The sequence below is a fragment of the Emticicia sp. genome (genome assembly GCF_049241225.1).
Lineage (GTDB): Bacteria > Bacteroidota > Bacteroidia > Cytophagales > Spirosomataceae > Emticicia.
In genome coordinates, this window is the sequence record NZ_JBMLRC010000371.1 from 1 (window position 1) to 1683 (window position 1683).

A 1683-nucleotide genomic window follows, 5' to 3' on the forward strand; every position below is an offset into this window, starting at 1 on the left:
TAAGCAAGAAAAACGTGGCATATTTTTATAATGTGCCACGTTTTTTATTTGCGTAACGTCTTTTCTTTTTGAAATTTACTACTTTAATTGCGACAGAATCCAATCAAACACATCTAATTTACTCACACCATGCTATTCCGTTTCTTCGTTGTATTCCTACTACTAACCTCTCAGATAGGTTTTTCACAAGTTAAGTTTGAAAATTTCGATGATTTACAAGCTTTGCTTACTGCCGCCAAAACACGCAATAAATTGATTTTTGTTCAGACCAAATCTGATAATTGTAATCAGTGTAATGATGTTGCCCGAGCGGGTTTGAGCAGTACAAAATTGAGAGAAAAATATGCTCAAAACTTTATTTCCGTCGAAATTGATTCAAAATCAAAGATTTATTGGCAGTTATTAGAGAAAACTGGTTTGAGAGGACTTCCGCCTTCAACCTTTTTCGATGCCGAAGGGGCATTGATTTATCAGTTTGCCATGACAACTTCGGCCGAAATGAAATATTTAGAAGTTGCAGATGAGGCCATTGCAAATGCAAATAATCCAGCTTCGAAAGAGTTTGAGATGAAGTATAAAAATGGCAATAGAGATAAAGCTTTTCTGAAAAAATACATCGAATATAAATTATCAGTTGAGCAAGAAGCAGATAAATTGGTTGATGAATACATTGACCAACATACAATTGGTGATTTATCAACGATTGATAATGTGAAGTTTTTGATGAGTACTGCTCCCGCCCTTGATAGTAAAGCACGAAAAATAATGTATGTTTTATTACCTGAAAAAACGGTTGATAGCTTGTTCAGAGCATTACCGCTTTCGGAGCGAGTAAAAATCAATAATCAAATTATTAATAAAACAACAAGAATTGCTGTTAGACAGAAAAACGTAGTTTTAGCGAATCGTTTGTCGAGTTTTGTTGCAGGAACATACGATAGTGACTGGGAAAAGGCCAATTTTTTCAATCAGATAACGATGCTCAATTTTTTTAATGCCATAAAAGACACCCCAAATTATTTGCAAAGAGCAGAGCCTTTTGCCGAATACACCTTAATGCGTTATTCGCCCGATAGCTTATTGAAAAAAGAAGAAATTGCCCGAACACGCTCATTGGAGAGGTCTCGTGCGGAGGTCAAAAAAGAAGGTAGGGTAGAAATTGCTTATGCGTCATTTTACAATCGTTATGCCAGCGAACTAAATAATATTGCTTTCAATTTTTTGACTTACAGCAATGACTTGGAAAAACTGGTAAAGGCTCTGAAATGGTCGAAAAGAGCTTTGGAGATAAACGAAGAGCTGGCAATGGATAAATCTCGAAAGAAAAATCCATATATGATGGATACTTATGCTCAGCTACTTTTTAAATTAGGACAAAAAGAAGAGGCTATCAAATGGCAAACTGATGTAATAGAAACGGCTAAACTATGGAAAGCAGATACTACAAAATTTGAAGAAACCCTCGAAAAAATGAAGAAATAATCGAAAGTAAAAACGTGACAGATTCTTGAAATATGCCACGTTTTTTTGTAGAAATATTTTTTCAAAACGTAGAGACAAGGCACTGCCTTGTCTCTCTATCAATGTGATATTACGCAATACTCATTTCTAAAATTTCGGCTACAACCTCTGGTGTAATATCGGCTTTTTCTCCGAAATTCATTCCTCTTTCAACAAAACGTT

Annotated in this window: 1 protein-coding gene; it reads left to right on the forward strand. The window is 35.1% G+C overall.

Annotated elements, in window-relative coordinates; translation table 11 throughout:
- The first annotated feature begins 129 nt into the window (after positions 1–129).
- On the forward strand, positions 130–1482 hold the full coding sequence (locus tag ACOVO2_RS19625; protein ID WP_421771607.1) for a hypothetical protein: 1353 nt from the start codon (positions 130–132) through the stop codon (positions 1480–1482).
- The last annotated feature ends 201 nt before the right edge of the window (positions 1483–1683 follow it).